The following is a 24210-nucleotide window of genomic DNA, read 5'->3' on the forward strand; positions in this document are numbered from 1 at the left end:
AATGGGTGTGGAGGTGGTGGTCGAGGGGCTGCGCAAGTCGTTCGGCAGCCAGAACATCTTGCGGGACGTGGCGTTCAGCCTGCCCGCGGGCGAGGTCAGTGCCCTGCTCGGGCCGTCGGGGACCGGGAAGTCGGTGTTCCTCAAATGCCTGATCGGACTGATCCGGCCGGAGGCGGGCCGGATCGTGGTCAACGGGGTGGATCTGTGCTCCTGCCCGGAACGCACCCTGTACGAGACGCGGAAGCTTTTCGGGGTGCTGTTCCAGGACGGCGCGCTGTTCGGCTCGATGAACCTCTACGACAACGTCGCCTTCCCGCTGCGCGAGCACACCAAGAAATCCGAGTCCGAGATCAAGCGGATCGTGCTGGAAAAGCTGGAGATCACCGGGCTGGCCGGCGCCGAGGACAAGCTGCCAGGGGAGATCTCCGGCGGGATGCGCAAGCGTGCCGGGCTGGCGCGGGCGCTGGTGCTGGACCCGGAGATCCTGCTGGTCGACGAGCCGGACTCCGGGCTGGATCCCGTGCGCACGGCGTACCTCTCCCAGTTGCTGATCGACCTGAACGCGCAGATCGACGCCACCATCCTGCTGGTGACGCACAACATCAACGTCGCCCGCACGGTTCCGGACAACCTCGGCATGCTGTTCCGCAAGCAACTGCTCATGTTCGGACCGCGCGAGGTGCTGCTGACCTCGGACGAACCCGCGGTCGAGCAGTTCCTGAACGGCCGAACCCTTGGCCCGATCGGGATGTCCGAGGAGAAGGACTCCGCGCAGCTGGCCCGCGAGCAGGCGCGCGCCGACGCCGGCCACCGCGACGGGTCGGGCGAAGACGTGCGCGGCATCGTGCCGCAGATCGAGCCGACCCCCGGGATGCCGGAGCGGATGGGCGTCCGCCGCCGCAAGGACCGGGTGATGGCCATGCTGCACACCCTGCCTTCCCTTGCCCAGCACGGGATCGTGGCCAGCCTCAGCACGGAGGACCGGCACCGCTACGGCCTGCGACCGGTGAGCAGGCACCGGCAGGAAGCCCTGACGGAGCGGTTCTCCGCGGAGTCGGTGACCGGACAGTGGGGTCTGCCGTGACCACACCCACCCGCCGCCTGCCGGGGCTGGACCGCGTCACCGCCGCCATGCGGGAGTTCGGCCGTGGTTTCTCGCTCGGCCTGGATGTCATCGTCGCCATCTTCAAACGGCCGTTCCAGGCGCGTGAGTTCATCCAGCAGTTCTGGTTCATCGCCAGCGTGTCGATCACCCCGGCCATCCTGGTCGCGATCCCGTTCGGCGCGGTGATCTCACTCCAGCTCGGCACTCTCACCAGCCAGATCGGCGCCTCGTCGTTCAACGGCGCGGCCAGCGTGCTCGCCGTGGTGCAGCAGGCCAGCCCGATCGTCACCACCCTGATCATCGCGGGAGCGGGCGGCTCCGCGATCTGTGCCGACCTCGGCTCGCGCAAGATCCGCGAGGAGATCGACGCGATGGAGGTGCTCGGGGTCTCGCCGATCCAGCGACTCATCGTGCCGAGGGTGCTCGCGGCGATCCTGGCGGCGGTGCTGCTCAACGGCCTGGTGAGCGTGGTCGGTGTGGCCGGGGGCTATTTCTTCAACGTGGTCGTGCAGGGCGGCACCCCCGGCGCCTACCTGGCCAGCTTCAACGCCCTCGCCCAGCTTCCGGACCTGTGGGTCGGCATGATCAAGGCGTTCATCTTCGGTTTCCTCGCCGGTGTCGTCGCCGCCTACCGGGGGCTCAACCCGCGGGGCGGCCCGAAGGGCGTCGGTGACGTGGTCAACCAGTCGGTGGTGATCACCTTCCTGCTGCTGTTCTTCGTGAACACCGTGATCACCGGGCTGTACCTGCAACTGGTGCCTGCGAAGGGGACTTAGCCGTGACCACTGTGGGTGAACGCGCGAAAGCGACGCTGCGGCGTCCCGGCGACAGTTTGTTCAAGCTGGGCGACCAACTGCTGTTCTACCTGCGGGCACTGGCCGCGGTGCCGCTGACGATCCGACGCTACTTCAAGGAGGTCGTCCGGCTGCTGGCCGAGGTGACCTTCGGCAGCGGCGCGCTCGCGGTGATCGGCGGCACCATCGGCGTGATGGTGGGGCTGACCCTGTTCACCGGGATCACCGTGGGGCTGCAGGGTTTCAGCGCGCTGAACCAGATCGGTGTCTCGGCGCTGACCGGTTTCATGACCGCCTACTTCAACACCAGGGAGATCGCGCCGCTGTCCGCGGGACTCGCGCTGTCCGCCACGGTCGGCGCGGGTTTCACCGCACAGCTCGGCGCGATGCGGATCTCCGAGGAGATCGACGCGCTCGAGGTGATGGCGGTGCGCAGCATGCCGTTCCTGGTCACCACGCGGATCATCGCCGGGTTCGTCGCGATCGTCCCGCTGTACGCGATCGGCCTGCTGACCTCGTATGTGGCCTCCCGGCAGGTGACGGTCTGGGTGCTCGGTCAGTCCGGTGGGACCTACGACCACTACTTCGCCCTGTTCCTACCGCCGGAGGACGTGTTGTGGTCCTTCGGCAAGGTGCTGATCTTCAGCGTCGCGGTGATCCTCACCCACTGCTTCTACGGGTACCGCGCGGCCGGCGGGCCTGCCGGCGTCGGCGTCGCCGTCGGCAGGGCGGTGCGGACCTCGATCGTGCTGATCAGCGTGCTCGACCTCTTCCTCAGCCTGGCGATCTGGGGGGTTAACACGACGGTGCAGGTGGCTGGATGAGCAAGGCGGAAACCGGAAAGCGGCTGGGAACGCAACTCGCCGGGGTGGCGTTCCTGATGGTCCTGGTGCTGATGCTGTGGTTGACGGTCGCCATCTACGAGCGGCGGTTCGAGTCGGTGGAGACGGTGACGTTGCGCGCGGACCGGATCGGCAACCAGATGGAGATCAACTCCGAGGTGAAGTCCAGGGGCGTGCCGTTCGGCTACGTCTCCGATGTGCGCGCCACCGACCGCGGTGCGGAGATCGAGCTGGCGATGGACCCGGCCACGATCGATCAGTTGCCGCGTAACGTCTCCGCCCGGCTGCTGCCGAAGACGGTCTTCGGTCAGCGATATGTCAACCTGGTACTGCCGGAGGACCCGGCGGCGCGGTCCCTCTCCGGCGGCGATGTGATCCCGCAGGACCGCTCGAAGAACGCGATCGAACTGGAGCGGGTGCTCGGCAACCTGCTGCCGCTGCTGCGCGCGGTCCAGCCGGAGAAGCTGTCCGCCTCGCTGGGCGCGGTGTCCCAGGCGCTGGACCAGCGCGGGGAGCCGCTCGGTGACAGCATCGTCAAGCTGAACAAGCTGCTGTCCGAACTCAACCCGCTGATGCCGCAGTTCAAAAAGGACGTCAGCGGTGTGGCCGATGTCGCCGAGCTGTACGACGAGGCGGCCCCGGACATCCTGCGAGCGCTCACCGATCTCACCGTGACCGGGCGGACGATCACCGAGCACCGTAGCGACCTCCAGGCGCTCTACACCGACCTCACCGCGAGCTCGGACGAGCTGACCGCCTTCCTGCGGAAGAACAAGGACAGCCTGATCGGCTTCACCGAGGCCAGCAGGCCGACCTTCGAGCTGCTGGCCAGGTACGCGTCGTCGTTCCCCTGCCTTTTCGACGCGGTGAACCGGTTCAAGCCGCTGATGGAGAAGGCGCTCGGGGCCGGGACCGGAGAACCCGGCCTGCACGTGGACATCACGGTGCAGCAGCCCCGGGGCAAGTACGTCCCCGGCAGGGACGATCCGGTCCACGACGCGGGTGGCGGCCCGCGTTGCTACCCCCCGGGCGCCGGGCCGGGACAGGGCGTCCGGCCGGCGGGAGGTGCTCGCGGCGCGGTGAGTACCGCCCAGGACTCCGCCGCGGCGGGCCCGCTCGCGCTGGAGCAGGCGGGGATCGCCAACTCGCCCTATGAACGGCAGCTGATCGCCGAGCTGATGGCACCCGCGCTGGGCACCACCCCGGACGCGGTGCCCGGATGGAGCAGCCTGCTGGTCGGGCCACTGCTGCGCGGAACGGAGGTGACGCTGAAATGAAGAGCTTGGCCGGGCCGCTGATCAAGGGCCTGATCTTCCTGGTGGTCACCGCGCTGGCCTCGGTGATCCTCGGCATCACCATCGCCAACGTCGGGGTGGGCGACACGGCCACCTACACCGCCCGGTTCACCGATGCCACCTCCGTCAACCCCGGCGACGACGTGCGCATGGCCGGTGTCCGGATAGGGCAGGTCGAGGACGTCGAGGTGGTGGAGCGGCGCTACGCCGACGTGACCTTCGGGGTGGATGTCAAGCGCCCGCTGGCGGCCTCGGCCACCGCGGCGATCCGCTACCGCAACCTGGTCGGCCAGCGCTACATCTCCGTGGACCAGGGCGACTTCCCGATGGGGGAGAAGCTGCCGGCCGGAGCGCACATCCCGCTGGAGCGGACCACGCCCGCACTGGACCTGACCGCGATGTTCAACGGCTTCAAACCACTGTTCCAGGCGATGAACCCGGACGACGTGAACAAGTTGTCCTACGAGCTGATCCAGGTACTGCAGGGCGAGGGCCCGACGCTGAACAGCTTCCTGCGGCACACCGCCTCGCTCACCTCCACGCTGGCGGACAAGGACAAGGTGATCGGCGAGGTGATCACCAACCTGAACACCGTGCTGGACACGGTGAACGCCAAGGGTGACCAGCTCGGCACGCTGATCACCACCACCAAGGAACTGGTGGAGGGGCTGGCCGCGGACGCGAAGCCGATCGGCCAGGCGATCGGCGGCCTCGGTGAGCTGGCCAGCAGCACCGCGGATCTGCTGCAGGAGGGTAGGCAGCCGCTCCAGCAGAGCATGACCGCACTCGGCGACCTCTCCCGCAACCTCGCCGACAACACCGCGGTGTTCGAGAAGTTCCTGGACAACCTGCCGGTCAAGTACGACCGGATCGGAACCCTGGTGTCCTACGGGTCCTGGTTCAACTTCTACCTGTGCTCGGCTTCCTCGGACGCGAAGCGACCGCCAGGCGGCCCGCCCGTCGGAATCCCGATCACCCAACCGAGGTGCCGTCGATGAAACTGCCGCCGATGAAACCCTTCCGCGAACGCAACCCGATCGTCGTCGGCACAATCGGCGTGCTGATCATGGGACTGATCGGCCTTGCCATGTTCAACGTCGACGACCTGCCGCTGGTCGGCGGCGGAACCACCTACACCGCCGAGTTCACCGAGGGCGCCGGGCTCAGGTCCGGGGACGAGGTGCGGGTGGCCGGGGTCAAGGTCGGGGAGGTCAACGACGTCGAGTTGGACGGTGACCACGCGCAGATCACCTTCCGGGTCAGGGACACCTGGCTCGGTGACCGGAGCACCGCGGCCATCAAGATCAAGACCCTGCTCGGGCAGAAGAACCTGGTGCTGGACCCGATCGGCGACACCGAGTTGGACCCGGGTACCCCGATCCCGCGCGAGCGCACCACGTCGCCCTACGACGTCACGGACGTGTTCGGCGACCTCGCCGAGACCACCGGTGAGATCAACACCGACCGGCTGGCCAAGGCCTTCCGCACGCTGTCCGAGACGCTCGGCCACTCGGCGCCGCAGGAGGTGCGTAACGCGATGGACGGGCTTTCCGCCCTGTCCAGGACCCTGGCCTCCAGGGACGACGAGCTGATCAAGCTGTTCGAGAACACCAAGGAGCTGTCCAAGACCCTCGCCGACCGGACCGGCCAGGTCGAGTCGCTGATCAAGAACGGAAACGTGGTACTGACCGAACTGAACGCGCGCAAGGAGGCGATCGGCAAGCTGTTCACCGGTTCGCGCCGGCTCGCCGAGCAGCTCAAGGGCCTGGTCACGGACAACCAGGAGACGCTGAACCCCGCGCTGCAACAGCTGGAACGGGTCACCACCGTGCTGCAGCGCAACCAGGCCAAGCTCGAGGAGAGCCTGCGGCTCGCCGGCCCGTACTACCGGCTGCTCGGCAACGCGGTCGGCAACGGTCGCTGGATCGACACCTACATCTGCGGGCTCATCCCGTCCGGACCGCCCGGAAGTTGCCTGCCACCACGATCGGGAGGGCGCTGATGCATACCGTTCAGCTCGACGACATGGGGCGGTCGCAGCGCAGGGGCGCGCTGTTGCGCTGGGGCGCGCTCGGCCTGATCGTGGCGACGGCGGTCGCCGCGGTATGGGTGATCGTCAACCCCGGTGGCGCCCGGCACGTCACCGCGTACTTCTCCGCCGCGGTCGGCATCTACCCGGACTCCGACGTCCGGGTGGTCGGCGTTCCGGTCGGTTCGGTGGACTCGGTCGAACCGCAAGGGGAGACGGTGAAGGTGGAGCTGACCGTCGAAGGGGATGTGGAGCTGCCCGCGGAGGTCAAGGCGCTGGTGGTCACGCCGAGCCTGGTGGCCGACCGGTACGTCCAGCTTTCCCCGCCGTACCAGGGCGGGCCCCGGCTGGCCGAGGGCGCCGACATCCCGCGGGAGCGTACCGTCACCCCGGTCGAGATCGACGAGTTGTTCTCCAGCCTGAACGACCTCACCGTCGCGCTGGGTCCGGAGGGCGCCAACTCCGATGGCGCGGTCAGCGACGTGCTGGAGCAGGGCGCGAAGACGCTGGACGGCAACGGCAAGGCCTGGGGCGAGTCGATCCGGCAGCTCGGCGAGTTCGCCAGGACACTGGACAGCTCCAAGGGGGACATGTTCCAGACGGTCGACCAGGTCAGCAAGTTCACCAGGATGGTCGCCACCAACGACAAGCAGGTCGACGAGGCCATCAAGCAGGTTTCCTCGATCAGCAAGGTGCTGGCCGAGGACCGGGGTGACCTCGCGGCCGCGCTCAGCGAGCTCGGGGACGCGCTGGACACGGTGCAGCGGTTCATCAGGGACAACCGCGGCCTGGTCAAGTCCAATGTAGACAAATTGGCCGGTGTCGCGGAGATCCTCGCCGGGCAGAAGGACTCGCTCGCCGAGGCGCTGGACACCGCGCCGAACGCGCTGACCAACCTGCTGGAGACCTACAATCCGGCCTCGCGCACGATCGACGGGCGGGCGAACCTGCTCGAGTACTCCGCGGACGGCGGCGGTGGCTCGGGCGGGCCCGCGTTGCCGCTGCCGCAGACCGGCCAGTTCCGGCCGGCGGGAGGTGATCGCTGATGCGTGGGCGCAAGCGCAGGCTGGGCGCGCTGGCCGCGGTGCTGGTGCTGGTGGGTGTGACCACCGGCTGCAGTCAGGAAGGCTTCGACGGGATCTACGACGTGCCGTTGCCCGGGGGCCCGGACCTCGGGGAGAGCCCCTATCACGTCACCGCGAGTTTCACCAACGTCCTCGACCTGGTTCCGCAGTCCGGGGTGCGGGTGAACGACGTCGGTGTCGGCAAGGTGCAGGAGATCGAGTTGGCGCACGACGGGCAGACCGCGCTGGTCACCTTGGCCGTGCGCGGCGATGTCCGGTTGCCGGCCAACGCGGTGGCCAGGCTGCGGCAGTCCAGTGTGCTCGGTGAGAAGTTCGTCGAGCTGGCGCCACCGGAGCTGGAACAGTCGCGCGGAACGCTGGCCGAGGGGGCCGATATCCCGGTGGAACGGACCAACCGCAACACCGAGATCGAAGAGGTTTTCGGCGCACTGTCCCTGCTGCTCAACGGCGGCGGGGTGGCGCAGATCCAGACCATCACCAGGGAGTTGAACACCGCGCTCGGCGGGAGAGAGCAGGAGACCAGGGAGCTGTTCGCGAACCTGAACACTCTGGTCACCGGGCTGGACGAGCACCGGGACGAGATCACCAGGGCGCTGGAAGGGGTGGCGAAGCTCGGCAAGACGTTGAGCGGCCGCACGGATCAGATCGACACCACACTCACCGATCTCACTCCCGGGATCGAGACCCTTTCCCAGCAACGCGAACAGCTGGTCACCCTGCTGAAGTCGCTGGCCAACCTCAGCGACGTAGCGGTGGAGACGGTGAACAAGAGCAAGGAGGACCTGGTCGCCGACCTGCGCGCGCTGGAGCCGATCCTGCGCAGGCTGGCCGAGTCCGGGGACGCGCTGCCCAAGGCGATGGAGATGCTGCTGACCTACCCGTTCCCGGACTCCGCGCTGGAGGCCATCAAGGGGGACTATCTCAACACGTACCTGAACTTCGACTCGGCAACGGGGTGACGGCCGATGCTCACCAAACTCGTTCGCTGGCAGGTACTGATCTTCTGTGTGATCGCACTGGTCGGGGTCAGCTACGTCGGCGCGAACTATGTCGGCTTGCAGAAGCTGTTGTTCGACAGCGGTTACGTGGTGCATGCCCGGTTCGTCAGCGGCGGCGGGATGTTCACCAACTCCGAGGTGACGTATCGCGGGGTGCGGGTCGGCAGGGTCGGCGAGCTGCGACTCACCGAGGCCGGGATGGAAGCCGATCTCGTCATCGAGCCGGACGCACCGCCGATTCCCGCCGACCTGGACGCCGTGGTGGCCAGCCGGTCGGCGGCCGGTGAGCAGTACGTGGATCTGCGACCACGTGCCGGGGACGGCCCGATGCTGCGCGACGGTTCGGTGATCGTGCAGGACCGGACCGACATCCCGTTGCAGGTCGACACCGTGCTGATGAACCTGGACGCGCTGGTGCAGTCGGTGCCCAAACCGGCCCTGCGGACCGTGGTGGACGAGCTGTACCAGGCCACCTCCGGTGCCGGCCCGAACCTCCAGACTCTTGTGGACAGTGGGATCGACTTCATCCAGACCGCAACCGAGTACGTCCCGCAGGTAACCAGCCTTGTCACCGACTCGGAGACGGTACTGGCCACGCAGGTGCGGAACTCCGAGGCGATCAAGTCCTTCGGCTCCGATGCCAGGGCACTGGCCGAGCAGCTGAAGAAGTCGGACGGCGACCTGCGCGAGGTGATCACCGCGGTGCCGCCGGTCGCCCGTGAGGTCCAGGCGCTGGTCCGGGAGTCCGGGCCGCGGCTCGGGGTGCTGCTCGCGAACCTGCTCACCGTGTCCACTGTGGCCGAAGTGCGCCAGGGCGGGCTGGAGCAGCTGCTGGTGAAGGCGCCGGAAGCGGTCGCGGCCGGCTCGCAGGTGATCCGGGGTGATGGCGCCCACTTCGGATTGGCCCTGACCTTCTTCGACCCGCCACCGTGCACCAGCGGGTACGGCGGGACCCAGTACCGCGACGGCCTGGACACCTCGCCGGGTGGCCCGCTGAACACCGGCGCCCGATGCACCCTGCCGAAGGGGAACCCGACCGGCGTGCGCGGCTCACAGAACGCTCCCGGCGGCTGACATGGCCCGGAAACATTCGTACCTCGAGCAGATCCCGGAGACTTCCCGGTATTCCGTGGATAACAATTTTCGGGTGTATGACGGTTTCTTGGTCACCCATTACCGGTATGACTTGTGTCTCGCGTTACGCGGCAGTAAAGTCTTTTGTGGGCGGAAAACCGAAGTGGAAATCGAAACCGCTACCGCTCTCGATGTAACGTCCCTGCCTGAAGCACCAAAGGTGCAAGGAGATCTGAGATGAAGAAAATTCGTACGATGGCGAGCGTCGCGGCGATGGGTGCCACCGCCGCGCTCGTGGGCGGCGTGCTGAGCCCCGGCGTTGCGGCCGCCCAGGACGACCGGCTCGAGCTCAGCTACAACGTCACCGGCTCCGCATACGTGGCCGGGATGGACTCCAACATCCCCATCGAGGCCACTGTGGACGTCCAGCTCGACCTGAAGACCGGCGACTTCGACAGCCAGTTCACGCAGACCAGCGTGCCGCACGTGAAGTTCAAGGCGTTCGGCATGTTCGACAGCGAGCTGGACGTAGAGTTCTACGAGGCCGCGCCGTCCAGCGGTACTTTCCAGGCCGGCGAGGTGGACTTCACCCTCCCGTTGCAGATCAAGCTGAGGGAGCTCACCGCGCTCGGCTTCCCGCTGATGGTGGGCGAGAACTGCGTGCAGCAGGAGCCGCCGACCCTGAACCTGGGCTCGGTGGATGAGTTCATTCCCACCGAAGGCGGCAGCCTGGAGACCGTCGAGCCCTACACCCTTTCCGAGTGGTCGGAGGACTGCGGGTTCTCCACCTTCCTGATCAACATGAACTCCGCGGGCGGGGACAACACCGCCGAGGTGACGCTGACCGCGAAGTAGTGCCGCAAGACCGTCCCGGCGCGCGGGGAAAACCACAGGCCAAGCGCGCCGGGGCCGGTCCGTGGCGGGTCGTGCGATCGCAGGCGCTGACGAACACCGCCCACTCGCACGGTCCGCCACGGACCATTCCAGTCGTGTGAGGAACCAATGCTGACGAGCTCGGATCCCATTCCGGCGAGCGGGGCCGCACCGGATGTGCCCAGAAAGGGACCCCGGGCCGACACGCTTCCCGCATTGCTGGAGAACTGGGCAACCAACCGGGGTGACCGGATCGCGCTCACCCATCTCGACCACCGCACCGGCCCCGAGGAGCACGCGGTCTCGCTGACCTGGAGCGAGCTCGACCAGCGGGCGCGGGAGACCGCGACCTGGTTGCGGCACCGGGTCGAACCCGGCGGCCGGGTCGCCCTGCTGGCCACGCACGGTGCCGACTACGTCATCGGTTTCCTCGCCACGTTGCATGCGGGCCTGGTCGCGGTGCCGCTGTTCGCGCCCAGCACGCCGGCGCACGGCGATCGGCTGCACGCGATACTCGCCGACGCCCACGTCTCGGTGGCGCTGACCACTCGCGCGAAGCAGCCGAAAGTGCAGGCGGCGCTTCAGCATCTCGCCTCGCCCCGCCCACAGGTGGTGGCCGTAGAGGCCACCCGTGCCGACCCGGAGCCGCTGCCGCTGCCCGATCCGGAGGACCTCGCCTACCTGCAGTACACCTCCGGCTCCACCCGGTCGCCGGCCGGTGTGATGATCACCCACGGGAACGTGGTCGCCTGCGCCCGCCAGGCCGCGGTCAGCTATGGCGTGCTACCAGGTCGTTCGGTGACGGTGAGCTGGCTGCCGCTGTTCCACGACATGGGCCTGATGCTCGGTGTGCTGGCACCCTGCGTGCTCGGGATCCGCTCGGTGCTGCTTGATCCGGTGGCGTTCATGGAACGGCCCGCCCGGTGGCTGCGCGCGCTGTCCAGGTTTCCCGGTGCGATCAGTGCCGCGCCGAGCTTCGCCTACGGCTACGCCGCCGGCAGGGTCACCGAACGGGAGCGGTCCGAGCTGCGACTGGACAAGGTAGGCGCGCTGATCGACGGTGGCGAGCCGGTGCGACCCGAGCTGTTCGCCCGTTTCCGTGAGCGGTTCGCCGGCTGCGGGCTGCCCGCGCTGGCGCACTGCCCCTCCTACGGGCTCGCCGAGTCCACGGTACTGGTGGCGGGGGTGCCCGCCGGTGCCGCCGCGGTTTCCACCACGTTCTACCGCGAGCAGTTGGCCCGTGGTGAGGCGGTCCCGGCCGACCCTGGTGAGCCGAGCACGGTCACCCTCACCAGCTGCGGGTGGCCGGCGGGCCAGGAGGTGCGGATCGTGCACCCGGCGACCGGTGCCGAGCTTCCGGACGGCCGGATCGGCGAGATCTGGGTCAGCGGGCCGAACATCGGGCGCGGGTACTGGCAGCAGCCCGCGCTCTCCGCGGCCACGTTCTGTGCGCTGCTTGCCGGTGACGAGCAACCACGCTGGTGGCTGCGCACGGGTGACCTGGGGGTTCGGTTCGACGGCAGGCTGTACGTCACCGGCAGGCTCAAGGATCTCGTCGTGGTGGACGGCCGCAACCACTACCCCGCGGACGTGGAGGTCACCGTCGAGGGCGCGCACCCGGCGATCAGGCCACATGTGGTGGCCGTGTTCACGGTTCCGGACAGTCACGGGAACGAGGTCGTCGTCCTGGCGGAGCGGTCGAGCTGGGTCATCGAGTGCGAGCTCGACGCCGAGGAGGTCACCGGCGCGATTCGCCGGTCGGTCGCCAGGGAACACGGTCTGCCGCTGCACGACGTGCTGCTGCTCGGGCCGGACGAGGTGCCGAGGACGACCAGCGGCAAGGTCGCCCGCGCCGCGTGCCGCGAGCGCTACCTCGCCGGCGGGTTCGCCGGAAGCCGGGCGTCGTGACGGGCGGTTCGGCGCCCGGCGCGCCCCGGAACGGTCATCCCGAGTCGGGTGAGCCGGTAGCCGTCATCGGCGCGGGCTGCCGCGTTCCCGGTGCCGCCGCCACCGGGTTCGACGCGGGTTTCTTCGGCATCTCCCGGGCCGAGGCGGCCACGCTGGACCCGTGGCACGGCCTGCTGCTCGAAGCCACCTGGTCGGCACTGGAAAACGCGGGGATCCCGCCGCGCACGCTGCGCGGCGGCCGGACCGGGGTGTTCCTTGCCGGTGCGAGCGCGGCCGCCGACCTGCTCACCGGCCAGTTCGATCTACGTGGCCCGCGGGTAGGAGTGGATCCGGCCCGCGCGGCGAAAGCCGTACATCGGGCGGCGTGGAGCCTGCGCCACGCGGAGTGCGACCTCGCGGTGGCGTGCGGGGTCCTGCCGGGCCGTGGTTGCGGCGTCCTGGTGCTCAAGCGCCTCGCCCGCGTGTGGGAGGGCGGGGATCGGGTACTCGCCGTGCTCGAAGGGGACGGGGACGGGGCGCTGGAGACCGTGCTGGCACTGCGCGAGGGACGGATCCCGCGGGGATACACCGGGCCCGGCGCGGCGGTTTCCCGGCCGAGGCCCGCCCATCTCGGCGGTCGGGAGCACGTGTTCGCCCTCTCCGCGCACACCGAGCAGGCCCTGCGCAGGCGGGCACGGGACCTCGCGCGCTGGCTGGGCACCCCCGCGGGGCGCCAGGTCGACGCCGCCGAGCTCGCGGGGGCGCTCGCCGTCCGCCGTGAGCACCTCGACCTCAGGGCGACCGTGCTGGCCGCCGGGCGGGGCAGGCTGCTCAGCGGCCTGCGCGCGATCGCGACGGGCGCCACCGCGCCCGAGGTGTCCCGCGGCCGGCGGGAGGGCACGGGGGGAGTGGTGTTCGTGTGCTCCGGCAACGGATCGCAGTGGCCGGGGATGGGGCGCCGGTTGCTGGCCGCCGAACCGGCGTTCCGCACCGAGGTCGAGGCGCTGGAGCCGGTCTTTCTCGGCTCGGCCGGGTTCTCCTTGCGCAGGCAGCTCCGCTACCCGCGGGAGCAGACCGATCCCGCGGTGTCCCGGCAGGCGCTGTTCGGTATGCAGCTCGCGCTGGCCGGGCTGTGGCGCGCACACGGGGTGCGGCCCGTCGCGGTGCTCGGCGAGGCGGACGGTGAGGTCACCGCGGCGGTGCTGGCCGGAGCGCTGGAGGTCGTGGACGGGTTGTCGTTACTCGATTCCGGGGCCGGACCCGAGCGGATCGGGCGACCCCGGATCAGCTGCTACTCCAGCCTGCCCGGCGAGCCCCAGCCCGTCCGGTTCACCGCGGCGCTCGGCACGGCGATGGCGCGGGGACACCGGGTCTTCGTCGAGATCTCGCCACATCCGATCGCGATCTCGGCGGTGCGCGCGGTCGCGGCGGAGGAGGGTGTGCCGGGGGTGTCCGCGCTGCCCAGCCTGAGCCGAAACGCCGGGAAGCGGGAGGAGTTCCTCGCCGGCATCGCCGCGTTGCACGCCGCGGGCCACCCCACGGCGTTGCGACACCGCTACCCCGAGGCTCACGTGCTCGACCTCCCGGAGCCGCCGTGGCCGCCAACGGCAGGCGCGGCGGCCGGACCACCGGACGCGGACCCGGCGGGCGACGGCACCACCTTCGAGCTCGGCTGGGACCCCGTGCCGAGCTCGGAACCGCCGCCGGGGCCCTCCCGCACCTGGTTGCTGTTGCCCGACGACTCCTCCACCGCGTTGAAGCAGTCCTTCATGACGGCCGCCGGACTCGCCCTGCGCGGCGACCGCGGTTACGCCCTGCCGCAGGACGACGCCGACGAGCTCGGCACCGTACTGGAGGAGCTGAGCGCGGACCGCTCCTCGCCGCTGGCCGGGGTGGTGCTGTTCGCCGGATCCGTCACCGAGTACCGCCTTCCCGAGCTCGCCCAGCATCTGCTGCTGACAGTGACCGGCGTGGTGCGCAGGCTGGCCGAGCTGAGCGTGCCCGCACCCCGGTTGTGGCTGGTGACCATGCGTGGCATGGCCGTGCTGGACGGCGAGGTCGGTGAGCCTGGCCTGGCGTTCCTGCGTGGCCTGGTGCGGGTGCTCGCGTTCGAGCATCCGCGGCTGCACGCCACGCTGGTCGACCTGGACGGGCTGACCGGTACCGCGGCGCTGCCCACGGAGCTGCGCGCCGGTCACGCGGACGACGAGGTCGCCTGGCGCGACGGCGTGCGGTACGCGGCGCGGCTGCGCAGGGTGCACCTCGCCACCCGCCCGCGAGTCCCGGTGGTGGGGGAGGGCGCGTACGTGATCACCGGTGGGCTCGGCAGGCTCGGCCCGCTGGTGGCCCGCTGGCTCGCGGAGCGGGGTGCGAGCCGGATCGTGCTGTGCGGGCGCGGTGGGCCTGATGCCGAGGCGAGGGCCGTGCTGTCCGGGCTGCGCGCGGCCGGAGCCGAGATCGAGCTGGTGCGAGGGGACATCGCCGCGCCAGGGGTCGCCGAGTCGGTGGTCGGCGCGGCGACCACCGGTGGGATCGCGTTGCGCGGAGTCGTGCACGCGGCCGGGGTACTCGAGGACCGGACGCTGATCGAAGTGGACGGTGCGGATCTCGCCAGGGTCTGGCGGCCCAAGGTGCTCGGCGGTTGGCGGTTGCACAAGGCGACCGAGCGGTTCGACCTGGACTGGTGGCTGGCCTTCTCCTCCACCACGGCGCTGTTCGGCGCCCCGGGGCGGGCCGCCGATGCCGCGGCGAACGCGTGGCTGGACGCGCTGGTGACCTTCCGCAGGGCGAACGGCCTTACCGCGGCCACCGTCAACTGGGGAGCCTGGGACACCGGGCAGGACGTCCCGGCCGGCCCGCTGGCCGAGCCGATGCCGCCCGCGCAGTGCCTCGCCGCGATGTCGGCGGTGCTGGCCGGCGACCGGGCCGCGACCGCGGTGGCCTGTGTGGACCTTCCGGGCACCCTGCGCACGTTCGCCGGTCTGGCTCGGCGCCCGCTTTTCGACCCGCTGGCCCGCGAAGGCGCCACCGGCGCGCTTTCCCCGTATCTCCCTTCCGCCTGATACCGGCGGTGCGGCCTCCTCCTGCACGGCGGCGCCGGTCGCCGGCGGCTGGACACGGCGTGCGCTCGACATGCGTTCGGGGCGCCCGGCCGGGGGCGCCCCAAACGTTGTTCTCGGCTGCTCAGGGGTCTGTCTGGGTCCGCCTACTTGATTTCGACGGTGCCGAGGGTCCCGTCCTGGTCCGGCGGGTCGAAGGTGAGTTCGTTGTCGAACTCGCCGAGCGAGCCGTCCGTCACCAGGTGCGCGCTGACGTCCGGGTCGAGCGCGATCTCGGCCGGGCCCGCCGGGACGCCGCCCGGGACCTGGAACTCCACCGTGCCGTCGGCCTCGAAGGTGAACGGCCCCTCCGCGGGCATCTCCAGCGGGACGATGGTCAGCGCGACCGGGATCTGGACCGACTGACCGTCGCTGACGGTGACGGTGATCGAGGCGTCGATGTCGCCGGAGACGTTCTTCGTGCCGACGAGGCGCAAGCCGTCACCGGCATTCTGGCCGGCGTCCACGTCGATGTGGACCGGCGCGGTCACGGTCTCCCCGCGGGTGGCCGAGGTCGGGATGTCCGTCTTCACGTGCACATCGACCTGCTGCTCACCGATGATCGGGAAGGAGCCGACGAAGGTCACGTCCTTCTCCACCGGCTCCGCGTTCGCCATGCCGGCGCCGAACACGCCCAGCGTGACCGCCGCGACAGCCGTGAGAATCCCCGTCTTCGCGGTCCGCCTACCGGCCTTCCTTACCATGGTTGTTGTCGTCACTCCCGGTCCCTTCCTCGCTGAATGAACGAAAAGCAGACAAACAATTGACTGGGATATCGGATCCCTCGATCTGCTGCCAGCAGCGTAGTTTGCGATTGACCAACATCGCAAGATTCGTGGATCGAGTTGTCCGAAAGGCGTCAATGTTCCCGAATTTTTGTCAATCAAGTGCGGGTCCGGGCCCGTTACCTGTGCTCGAGGTGATCAATATGGACTGTGCGGGAATGTCCAGCGGGTGAACACGAACCATCGCTTGTGGATGATACTTCGATCTTTCGTGGGTGGCGCGGGCCCGCGGGGCGGTGCGTCCGGCTTCCCGTTCGGGAACAGGCTCAGGCGAGTTGGTCGGTGTCCACTTCGCCGAGTGTGCTCCGCGCACGGAGGGCGAGCACCATCTCGAACCGCGCCTCCGGGTCGTCCAGCCGGTCACCGAACAGGGACTGCAACTCCTGCATTCGCGCCCGCACGGTCTGCGGGTGAATCGCCAGTGACCGCGCCACCTCACGCACGTTCCCGCGCGTCTCCAGCCAGGCCAGCAGGGTGCTGGAAAGCCGTTGGTACTGCTTGGCCTTGAGCTGTTCCAGCGGGGCAAGGGCACGTTGCATCAGCTCGCGCACCAGGAAGGCGTCCTGCAGCAACCACAGCGTGCACAGGTGCCGTTCACACCAGGTGATCTGGACATCGGGCAACACACCGGCCTGTACCAGGCGCAGCGCCCTGTGGGCCCATTCCAGCGAGCGCGCCGCCTCGTCCAGTGGCACCGTGGGTCCGACCGCGGCGCGCCGGCCGCCCAGCCCACCGGCCAACCGGCGCCCGCCGTCCCTCGGCTCGGCCAGCACGAGCACCGGCGTGCTGCCCTCGAGGTCCATCAGCACGTCGTGACCGAACGGCGGGGTGGGCGGCTCGCCCTGTCCGGTCCACGGCTCCACCGCGACCGTGACGACCCGTTCCGGAACCTCCCACCCCGCGGCCCTGGTCAGTTCCGTGATCGGCTGCGTGCCGACGCCCTGCTTGCCGAGGACGGCGTCCAGCAGCTTGCGCCTGCGTCGCTCCAGCGTGCCCACCGCACGCTCCTGCGCGGCCGCGTACCCCTCGATGGACAGCGCGGAGAGTTCGTCGATGTAGGCGAAAATCGCCTCGGCGAGCAGGCACAGGGTGGTGGACCGGATGCCGGCCTGCGTTCCGATCTCCGACATCCGCCGCCAGGCCACCCTGGCGCCGACCCGGTAGGCGGTCTGCAGCACGTCCAGGCTGCGCCCCTGATGTGCCTCGTGCTGGCCGAGGCGCTGGAACATCTGGCGCCGGTCGGGCTGCGGCGCCGTAGGATCACCGATCCGGTCCAGGAAGGCCAGCAGCGCCTGCCGCACGCCCGCGGTGATGGTTCTGCCGAATCTGCCTTCCAACGGACCGGCGTACTCCGGTACCGAAATCTGGATCTCGAGCAGCACCTCGTCGGCCACCCTGGACACCGAGGGCCGGAAGACATCGGCCAGTTCGCGAGGCAACAGCGACCACAGTCGCATCACCCGTGCGTTGTCACCCTGCCCCGAACCGGATTGCGGGCTCAGTGGAGCCAGCAGGGAGTCATAGCTCGCGTCGAGATGAGCTGCCCGCATGACTGAGGTGTCGTTCCATGAGTCGGTCACCGTGCTCCCCGTGATCGGTGTTTCGTCGACGACGCTGTCGCGCAAGCCTGTGAATCGTCAGCGGAGTGGCGGCCGGCCGCCGAATTCCGGGGAAATTCGTGCCGAACCGCGATCCATGCCGACAACGTACAACGCTGCTCTACGCGAAATCTACCGCACGGCCATTGAAACAAATGGTCCTTATGGGTGTATTGAGCGGCACGCAGGGTTTGATTTACGTTAATTGTTTCGTTCGTGACATCCGGGGCCGGCAAAAAGCGTTCGTGGATGAGTGATCGGGGGACACGCTGTCAGTGCCTGTTCCTGAACTCGCGTCACGGTCGGCTCGGCCGGGCTCGGACTTTCGTCATCACAGTCACCTTCGCGGGTCGTGCGCCCGGCCTCGCCGCCCGTGGGCTGTTCGCCGCTGAGCGCTGTGGCGCGGAGCGCCTCCGTTTGGGTGGTGGTGGGAGACGGGCGGGCGAGTTCTTCCACTCACCATGAGCGGCTATCTCCAGTTCCGGAACAGGCTCTCAGGGCTTGCTGGTGAGCCGCTCCGCCCGCAGCGCGATCTCCATCTCCAGCCGGGCGTCCGCGTCGGTCAGCTTGTCGCCGAACAGATTCTCCAGCTGGTGCATCCGATAGCGGATTGTTTGTGGGTGCACGTTGAGCTTGGCGGCGAGTTCCGGGGCGCTGCCGCGGGACTGCAGCCAGGCCAGCAAGGTCTCGCTCAGTCGCGCCCGTTGCTTGGTGGTGAGCCCGTCGAACGGCGCGAGACTGCGCGCGCTCAGTTGCCGAACCAGGAACTCGTCGGTGAGCAGCCACATCGTGGCCAGGTGATCGTCACATCGGGTGACCGGTGCGTCCTCGATGGCGCCCCGATGTACCAGGCCGAGGGCGCGCCGAGCCCAGCGCAACGAGATGCGGGCGTCACTCAGCCGCACGGTCGGGCCCACGGCGGCTCGCCAGCCGTGCAGTTCCGATTCGAGCTGTCCCAGGTCGCGCTCCGGGTCGGTGGTCAGCATGCACGGCTCGGCGCTCTCCAGATCGAGCAGCACCTCGTCGTGCACCGCCGGTGTGATCAGCTTGTGCTGGTCCGGCCGCGGCTCCAGGGCCACCATGGTGACCCATTCCGGCAAGGTCCAGCGGGCGGCCGCGGCCAGGCCGGAGATGGCCTGCGGGGAGGCGGGCGGGCTGGCCAGGATCATCTCCAGCAACCGTCGCTTGCGCCGCGCGGTCATCCCGGCCGCGCGGGTTCGCGCCTCCGTGTAGCCCTGGATGGACAGCGCCGAGATCTCGTCGACATAGGCGAAGATCGCCTCCGCGGCCCGGCACAGCTCGTCGGTGGAGACACCGCGTGCGTGCGCGAACTCGGCGACATGCCGCCAGGCGACCCTGCCGCCGACCCGGTAGGCCGTCTGCAGGCAGTCCAGGCTGCGACCTTCGTTGAACTCCACCTTGCCGAGTTGGCGAAACACGTGCACCCAGTTCTCGGCGGGAGCGGAAGGGTCCTTGATGGTGTCGACGCAGTGCAGGATCGCCTGTTCGATGCCCTGGGTCATGATCTCACCGAACGGGCCCTCCAGCGGCTGCTGGTACTCCGGGATGGCGCGCTGGATCTCCTGGACCATGTCCCGCGCCATCCGGTCCACATGGGGCCGGAACTGCTCGGCGAGGCCGTTGGACAGCGAGGCCCACAGCTTGCTGGCCCGCCCCGCGCCGGCCGCGGGCTCCGCGGAGGGGCGAGGGCGGGGTGCTACGGAACGTGATCGGCTGTAGTCCGCTCGGGTGGGTGCGGGACTCGACGACCGCCGCTGGAAGTTGCTCGGTGCCGGTAGGTCGTCCGCATGTCGGTTACTCAGGTCCGCCTTCATCGCCGCCCCTAGGTCGCAACAAAACCAGCGTCTTCACCGTCGAAGCTGATCCAGTTTTTGTGGCCCGGGTAACATAATTTCAGCCGCGAGAACCTGTCAACCGCACTTACGCGCCGCTTGTGCCTTCACCCCCGCCCTCACCTTGTCGAGTGAGGTGGATGCGACCAGGGGTGCGGGTTGCCGGATTTGTCTCTCGTGTTCCGGTGACAAAAACACGTGTTACGTATTCGGTTCCGGTTCAACGTGGGCTCGCGGTCGGGTCGGCGATGTGCGCATCGATCTCAGGGTCGTCGAGCAGTAGCGACCTGAGTTCTTCAATCTTCAACCGTGCCGCCGTGGTGCCCGCCAGGAAGTCGACCAGTACCTCGGCGAACCGCTCGGTCGCGGACACATGGGGGAAATGTTTGGCCCCGTTGAACATCTGCACCTGTGCCCCTGGCATCAGCACGGTGGCACGGTGCGCGTGCGAGGCGGGGATGAGCCAGTCCCGGTTACCCCACGCGACCAGCGTCGGCACGCTGGCGGCCAGGTACAGCCGGTCCGTGGCGCTCACCCGCTGGCCACGCAGGTCGATCAGGTTACGCGCGGTGTGCACGAAGGCGGTCCGCCGCCGCGGGTCGGCCAGCGAGGCGAGATGGTGGGCCAGTTCCCTGCCTTCGGCGGACATGCGCAGGCCGAGCTTGCGCGCGACCCGGGCCAGTCCCCTGGTCAGCGCCAGCGTCGCCCGGTTGACCGTGAGCCGCAGGGTCAGCTTGGCGCCGGGCAGGGAGGTGGCCCGCAGCACCACGGTGACCTCGGGGCCGAGGCCGCCGCTGCCGACCAGGCCGAGCCGCCCGCACATCTCCGGGAACTGGTAGGCGAACTGCATGGCCACCCCACCGCCGAGCGAGTGCCCGAGCACCGTCGCGTGCTGGTGGTCGAGCAGCAGGAGCAGGTCGCGGACGGTGTTGGCGAACGCTCCCACCGAGTAGTCGCCACCGGCGCTCGCCGATTCCCCGTGCCCCGGCAGATCGGGCACGAGCACCCGGTGGCCGAACCGCCTGCGCTCCAACTCGGCCAGCAGTGGCATCCAGGTCTGCCCGCTGCCGGCGATCCCGTGCAGCAACACCAGCACGTCCTCGTCGCTGCGGGTGTCGTTCTCCCCGCTCCCGGTCCCATCCGGAACGTACTCCCAGAAGTGCAGGTTGCTGCCGTGCAGCACGGCGTCGTACTCGCTGGTGGGCATAACGGCCAACTCCTCGTATTCGGCGGCGAACCTCGCAGTGGAACAAATTACCGGAATTGGGTCGCTATTGGTGAACCAGTCATATTCGCGACAGTCGGGTCTGGCGTTTCTCGTGCCGAGATGACAAACGTTGCGGAGTTTCCGGATGTACCGGGCTTCCCGGTGGTTTCCGACTTGACGGCGAGGTTCCGGTCAGGCTGGGCCCGACTTCTCGTCTCCCGGTGACAGGTATTTCCGACAAGCAATAACGAAGGCAATGTGATGGCGCGTTTCCGGGTTCTCCGTTGACACTTACCGTGCGGGACAAGAAACTCCACCGGATGACCTATCGTTCCTGGGGCGACCCTGCCCTGCCCGACGACTGCGACATTCCCGCCGAGGTGGTCACGGTCGGCCGGGTTGCCAGGGATGTGCTGAGTGTCGTGTTGCGACCTTCGCGCCGGTGGCGAGGGTTCGGCGCGGGCCAGTACGTGCGGCTCGCCGCGCGGGTCGAGGGGGCACGGCGCACCCGGTGCTACCCGCTGGCCGGCTCGCAGCACCGCGCGGACGGGCGAATCGAGTTGGCCGTGCAGGTGGGTGGGAATCGTTGCCTTTCCCGGCACCTGGAGCGGGTCCGTCCGGGCGCGGTGCTCGAACTGTCCCGTGCCCGGGGCGGTTTCACGCTGCCGAAACGTCGGCCGCGGCATCTCCTGCTGATCGGGGCGGAGTGTGGAATCGTGCCGTTGCTGTCGATGCTGCGCACGCTGGCCGACGAATGTCATACCGGAGCCGTGGCCCTGCTGCACTACGCCGGCGCCGACGGTGAGGTCCCGTACCGCGAGGAACTGGTACGGCTGCGCGACACCTGCCCCGGTTTCCAGGTCTCGTACGCCCACCCGGACCGGCACGGCCCGTTCAGCCCGGCGCACCTGCTCGCCGCGGCACCGTGGTACCCGGAGGCGGAGACCTACCTGTGCGCCGGCGCCGTGCTGAACGATGCCGTGCGCCGGATGTACCGGGACACGGCGCTCGACCACCGGCTACACACCGGGGAGACCGTCCCGGTCCCGCGCCCCCGGCCCACGTCCTGGCGCGGGTCGCGAAGGGCCTGGTGGCAGATCGCCTTGCAGCGGGCATGAGCCGCGCGGCGGGTACCATCGCGGGGGACCGGCCACCCTCGTTCTCCCGGGAGACTCTGTGTCTGTTGTCGCCACGATCCTGTCCATCCTGCTGACGCTCACTTTTCTCGGTGTGGGTGCGGGAAAGCTTGCCGGGATCGAACAGATGAAGCAGTCGGCCGACCATTTGGGTGTCTCACCCGCCCTCAACCGAACGATCGGCGTGCTCGAGTTGGCCGCGGCCGCCGGCCTGATCGCCGGTTTCTGGCTCCAGTCTCTCGGCCTTGCCGCGTCGATCGGTCTGGTGCTGCTGATGGTCGGTGCGGTCTACTATCACGCGAAAGCCAAAGACCCGGTCTCCCGCCTCGTGCCGCCCGCGGGGCTTGGCGTGCTCGCGGTCGTCAACGCCGTGCTGCTCGGCCTGACCTGACCGCGCCGCCGTGGCCCGTGCCGGTCAAGCCGACGCCCGGAATCGTGCCCGACTCGTTGTCTTGATCGATGCGTCCACCCTGGTCGGTCCCGAAGGTGAACCCGCTGAAGCTTGACGATCGTCGAGTTGGCAAGATACGGCTTTCGCCGGACGCGGACGAAGGAAGGGATCCTCAGGTGCATTCCCAGACCGCGCAGGTTGACGACCTTCGACTCGTAGCGATGCCGAGCGCCATGAACTGCGCCGACTTGTTCGTTCGGTTCACCCTCGCCGAATGGTCCCTGCGGCCGATACAGGAGGACGCGGCGAACACGGTGCGTGGGTTCGTCTCGGCGGTCGTCGACAAATCCGATGAGCGGTCGCCCACGTTCATCACGGTCCGGTTACGGGTGAGCGGTGCCTACCTGGTGGTCGAGGTACATGACGACCAGGCGATCGAGCGGCCCGCGGTCCGTGAACTGCCACTGCCCTCCGGGGTCACCGCGGAGGCGGTCCCGCTACCGCGGCGGGAGGCGCGGCGGTCGCTGGTCGATGAGCAGATGCAGGGCCAGAACGTCGAGGTCGACCCGCACCTGGTGCGCAGGGTGCTGACCGGGCTGACCCGATCCTCCGACGAGCAGTGAGGTATAGGCTGAGTTCGCGCTCACCCCGGTGCCCCCGATGGAGGTAACAGATGGCGCGCTCGGCACCCCGCGGTACCGATGAGCAGGTGACGGTGGCCGACCTCGTCGGCAGCGCCCGCACCACGCCGTTGCGGCGCGCGCCCGAGAACGACGACACCAGGCCGTTCTTCACCGACGCGCTCGCGGTCGCCCTCGGCGAGGACGAGGACGGGACCGGCAAGGCCTCCGACCGGGGACCCCGGCATCGCGCTGCCGATGGCGTCGCCCCGGCGAGCAGGCGGGAACGCCGGGGCCTCGTGCTGCTGGCGGCGGGCGCGGTGCTGCTGTTCGGGGTGACCGGCGTCGTCGTGTTCGGCCTCGCGAGGGAGAGCGTGCGCGGCTCCGCCGAGCCGGGCGCCCTGCCCCCACCGACCACCAGCGAGACCACCACGACGACCACAACGACCACGACCACCACCACGACCGTGCCGCCCGCCAGTACCGTGGCCCAGCCGCCACCCACCAGGGTGGAGTCCCGCCCCACGATCACCAAGACCACGCCACCACCGGAACCCGAGCCACGCGGCGATCGGGAGCGGGTCGAGGACGCGGTCAGTTCGATGCTGAGCGAGGTGTCCAGCAGGATCGAGGACTGGCCATCCCGCCGCTGGTGACGTGGCTCAGGTACTCCTGAGGTGCTCCAGCAGTAAGGCCGCCATGGCGTCGGCGGCCTCCTCCGGCACCCAGTGGGTGACATCCTCCAGCATCTCGAACCGGTAGGGGCCGGTCACCCAGCGCTCGGTCGCCAGCGCCGCGGTCGAGCCGAAGGCCACGTCCTCCGTGCCCCACACGTACATCGTGGGCACCGGAACAGTGTCGATCCTGCCGTCCGGCCTGCCCGCGCGATACCAGTTCAGCGCGGCGGTGAGCGCGCCCGGCTCGAACAGCCGTCGCAGGTACTCCTCGACATGGCTGTCCGGCACCCGCCACTCGAACATCCGGCGCAGTGCCTCGCCGTCGTTGTCCAGCATCCGTTGCTCGGTGACCCTGGTCTGCCGCCACTCGGTGAGGTAGCCCGAGCGTAGTTGCTGGTCCTCGTCGGTACGCAGCGCCTCGGCCAGCGCCGCCGGATGCGGGGTGGAGACCGCGGTGAGCGTGCGCACCCGCTCGGGGTGCTCCGCGGCCGTCCACCAGGCCACGGCCCCGCCCCAGTCGTGCCCCACCAGGTCGAACCGGTGCCAACCCAGCTCGGCCGCGATCGCGAGCACGTCGCCGACCAGGTCCTCCATCGCGTACTCGGCAGGCCGCTCCGGGCGCACCCCGGGCGAGTAACCCCGCTGGTCCGGTGCCACCGCGCGGTACTCGCGCGCACCGAGCACCGCGAGCTGGTGCTCCCACTCGATCGCCGCCTCCGGGAAGCCGTGCAGCAGCAGGACCGGCCTGCCGTCCGCCGGCCCGGCCGCGATCGCGTCGAAGCTGCCGGCCGGGGTGGGAATGCTGAGGTACTCGGTCATCGCGGCCACACTAGCTCGGGCCACCGACGGCTCTGTGGTCCGCC

At 69.2% G+C, this 24210-nt stretch carries 21 protein-coding genes; 16 read left to right on the plus strand and 5 right to left on the minus strand.

Features of this window, described 5'->3' with window-relative positions; genetic code table 11:
* Nucleotide 1 precedes the first annotated feature (1 nt).
* The 12 genes from FB471_RS26620 to FB471_RS26675 all read left to right on the plus strand — a co-directional run bounded on the left by FB471_RS26620 (nt 2) and on the right by FB471_RS26675 (nt 15044).
* On the plus strand, nt 2-1084 hold the full coding sequence (locus FB471_RS26620) for an ABC transporter ATP-binding protein (RefSeq protein ID WP_142001056.1): 1083 nt from the start codon (nt 2-4) through the stop codon (nt 1082-1084).
* A gap of 47 nt (nt 1085-1131) precedes the next feature.
* Entirely contained in the window at nt 1132-1881 is a 750-nt protein-coding gene (locus FB471_RS26625; protein WP_142002538.1) for an MlaE family ABC transporter permease, read from the plus strand.
* Between the two features lie 2 nt (nt 1882-1883).
* A complete protein-coding gene (locus tag FB471_RS26630; protein WP_142001057.1) occupies nt 1884-2723 on the plus strand; it encodes an MlaE family ABC transporter permease in 840 nt (279 codons plus the stop codon).
* Complete coding sequence (locus tag FB471_RS26635) at nt 2720-4018, plus strand: MCE family protein (RefSeq protein ID WP_142001058.1); 1299 nt, start codon at nt 2720-2722, stop codon at nt 4016-4018. The genes FB471_RS26630 and FB471_RS26635 overlap by 4 nt, the downstream gene beginning before the upstream one ends.
* Nucleotides 4015-5034 carry an MCE family protein gene (locus FB471_RS26640; RefSeq protein WP_142001059.1) on the plus strand — a complete coding sequence of 340 codons (1020 nt, stop codon included), beginning with the start codon at nt 4015-4017 and terminating at the stop codon, nt 5032-5034. Before FB471_RS26635 ends, FB471_RS26640 begins: the two co-directional genes overlap by 4 nt.
* The gene (locus FB471_RS26645) at nt 5031-6038 is read left to right on the plus strand and encodes an MCE family protein (RefSeq protein WP_246076604.1); all 1008 of its coding nucleotides are present in this window, start codon (nt 5031-5033) and stop codon (nt 6036-6038) included. Before FB471_RS26640 ends, FB471_RS26645 begins: the two co-directional genes overlap by 4 nt.
* Complete coding sequence (locus FB471_RS26650; protein ID WP_246076605.1) at nt 6038-7111, plus strand: MCE family protein; 1074 nt, start codon at nt 6038-6040, stop codon at nt 7109-7111. The genes FB471_RS26645 and FB471_RS26650 overlap by 1 nt, the downstream gene beginning before the upstream one ends.
* Nucleotides 7111-8109 carry an MCE family protein gene (locus tag FB471_RS26655; RefSeq protein ID WP_142001060.1) on the plus strand — a complete coding sequence of 333 codons (999 nt, stop codon included), beginning with the start codon at nt 7111-7113 and terminating at the stop codon, nt 8107-8109. Before FB471_RS26650 ends, FB471_RS26655 begins: the two co-directional genes overlap by 1 nt.
* Before the next feature lie 6 nt (nt 8110-8115).
* Complete coding sequence (locus FB471_RS26660) at nt 8116-9222, plus strand: MCE family protein (RefSeq protein ID WP_142001061.1); 1107 nt, start codon at nt 8116-8118, stop codon at nt 9220-9222.
* Between the two features lie 237 nt (nt 9223-9459).
* Nucleotides 9460-10077: a hypothetical protein gene (locus FB471_RS26665; RefSeq protein ID WP_142001062.1), complete on the plus strand. Its 618-nt coding sequence runs from the start codon at nt 9460-9462 to the stop codon at nt 10075-10077.
* Between the two features lie 147 nt (nt 10078-10224).
* Entirely contained in the window at nt 10225-12003 is a 1779-nt protein-coding gene (locus FB471_RS26670; RefSeq protein ID WP_142001063.1) for a fatty acyl-AMP ligase, read from the plus strand.
* Complete coding sequence (locus FB471_RS26675) at nt 12000-15044, plus strand: KR domain-containing protein (protein ID WP_170220947.1); 3045 nt, start codon at nt 12000-12002, stop codon at nt 15042-15044. The genes FB471_RS26670 and FB471_RS26675 overlap by 4 nt, the downstream gene beginning before the upstream one ends.
* Nucleotides 15045-15187: 143 nt before the next feature.
* Here FB471_RS26675 and FB471_RS26680 read toward each other — a convergent pair whose 3' ends face one another.
* The 4 genes from FB471_RS26680 to FB471_RS26695 all read right to left on the minus strand — a co-directional run bounded on the left by FB471_RS26680 (nt 15188) and on the right by FB471_RS26695 (nt 20523).
* Complete coding sequence (locus FB471_RS26680) at nt 15188-15799, minus strand: DUF6801 domain-containing protein (RefSeq protein ID WP_246076607.1); 612 nt, start codon at nt 15797-15799, stop codon at nt 15188-15190.
* Nucleotides 15800-16131: 332 nt separating this feature from the next.
* The gene (locus tag FB471_RS26685) at nt 16132-17415 is read right to left on the minus strand and encodes a PucR-like N-terminal domain-containing protein (protein ID WP_142002546.1); all 1284 of its coding nucleotides are present in this window, start codon (nt 17413-17415) and stop codon (nt 16132-16134) included.
* A 542-nt stretch (nt 17416-17957) separates the two neighbouring features.
* Entirely contained in the window at nt 17958-19298 is a 1341-nt protein-coding gene (locus FB471_RS26690; protein WP_142001065.1) for a PucR-like N-terminal domain-containing protein, read from the minus strand.
* Between the two features lie 238 nt (nt 19299-19536).
* Nucleotides 19537-20523 carry an alpha/beta fold hydrolase gene (locus FB471_RS26695; RefSeq protein WP_142001066.1) on the minus strand — a complete coding sequence of 329 codons (987 nt, stop codon included), beginning with the start codon at nt 20521-20523 and terminating at the stop codon, nt 19537-19539.
* Nucleotides 20524-20843: 320 nt separating this feature from the next.
* Here FB471_RS26695 and FB471_RS26700 point away from each other — a divergent pair, with 320 nt between their 5' ends.
* The 4 genes from FB471_RS26700 to FB471_RS26715 all read left to right on the plus strand — a co-directional run bounded on the left by FB471_RS26700 (nt 20844) and on the right by FB471_RS26715 (nt 23326).
* Nucleotides 20844-21641 (plus strand): FAD-binding oxidoreductase, encoded by a 798-nt coding sequence (locus tag FB471_RS26700; RefSeq protein WP_142001067.1) that lies wholly within the window; start codon nt 20844-20846, stop codon nt 21639-21641.
* 58 nt (nt 21642-21699) lie between these two features.
* Nucleotides 21700-22050 carry a DoxX family protein gene (locus tag FB471_RS26705; protein WP_142001068.1) on the plus strand — a complete coding sequence of 117 codons (351 nt, stop codon included), beginning with the start codon at nt 21700-21702 and terminating at the stop codon, nt 22048-22050.
* A gap of 221 nt (nt 22051-22271) precedes the next feature.
* Nucleotides 22272-22673 (plus strand): ATP-binding protein, encoded by a 402-nt coding sequence (locus FB471_RS26710; RefSeq protein WP_425457088.1) that lies wholly within the window; start codon nt 22272-22274, stop codon nt 22671-22673.
* A 50-nt stretch (nt 22674-22723) separates the two neighbouring features.
* Nucleotides 22724-23326: a hypothetical protein gene (locus tag FB471_RS26715; RefSeq protein ID WP_142001070.1), complete on the plus strand. Its 603-nt coding sequence runs from the start codon at nt 22724-22726 to the stop codon at nt 23324-23326.
* Between the two features lie 6 nt (nt 23327-23332).
* Here FB471_RS26715 and FB471_RS26720 read toward each other — a convergent pair whose 3' ends face one another.
* Entirely contained in the window at nt 23333-24166 is an 834-nt protein-coding gene (locus tag FB471_RS26720) for an alpha/beta fold hydrolase (protein ID WP_142001071.1), read from the minus strand.
* Nucleotides 24167-24210 lie beyond the last annotated feature (44 nt).

This window comes from Amycolatopsis cihanbeyliensis (assembly GCF_006715045.1).
GTDB lineage: Bacteria > Actinomycetota > Actinomycetes > Mycobacteriales > Pseudonocardiaceae > Amycolatopsis > Amycolatopsis cihanbeyliensis.